This is a genomic window from Acidovorax sp. DMC1 (assembly GCF_056314325.1).
The window spans coordinates 1-830 of record NZ_JBQUYO010000022.1; the positions used below are offsets into that span (position 1 = coordinate 1).

Genomic DNA, 830 nt, shown 5'->3' on the forward strand with positions numbered 1-830 from the left:
GCCCGCACCGGCCCACCGTCATGGCCCACGATGCGTGCCCCCGCCTTGATGATCGACACCCCATAGCCCTCCACCCGGTTGCGGATGGCCAGGTACGGCATGAAGAACGACTTGAGCAGCCGGTGCTGCGTGGCCGTGTCGTCTGCTGCCACCGCCTGGTAGAACTCCATCGCCGTCTTCGGAATGAAGTTGAACACCGCCGACGAATACACCGGCGTGCCCAGCGCCTTGTAGGCCGCCGCATACACCTCGGCCGTGGGCAGACCGCCCAGGTACGAGAAACGGTCCCCCAGCTTCATGTAGATGGAAGACATGGTCTCGATATTGCCCACCCCGTCCTTGAACCCCACCAGGTTCGGACAACGCTCGGCCAGGATGGCCAGGGACTCGGCCGTGAGCTTGGTGCGGTCACGGTTGTAGACGATCACACCGAACTTCACGCTCTTGCAGACCTGCTCCACATGGGCGATCAGGCCTTCCTGACCCGCCTCGGTCAGGTAATGCGGCAGCAGCAGGATGCCGTGGGCACCCAAACGCTCGGCCTCCTGCGCGTGGGCAATGGCCGTGCGGGTGGGGCCACCGGCGCCGGCAATGATCGGCACCTTGCCCCGGCAGGTCTCCACCGCCGTCTTGATCACCTCGCTGTACTCGGGGCCCGAGAGCGAGAAGTACTCGCCCGTGCCGCCAGCGGCAAACAGGGCACTGGCGCCATAGGGGGCGAGCCACTCCAGGCGCTCGATGTAGGTCTTGGGGCGGAAGTTGCCCTGCTCGTCGAAGTCGGTGATGGGGAACGAGAGCAGGCCGGAGCCCATGATGGTTTTGAGTTCTTG

At 65.1% G+C, this 830-nt stretch carries 1 protein-coding gene; it reads right to left on the minus strand.

The window, feature by feature from the left end; genetic code table 11:
- A partial coding sequence (gene kdgD, locus ACT531_RS21725; protein ID WP_476018763.1) for a 5-dehydro-4-deoxyglucarate dehydratase occupies nt 1–830 on the minus strand: 830 nt, incomplete at both ends.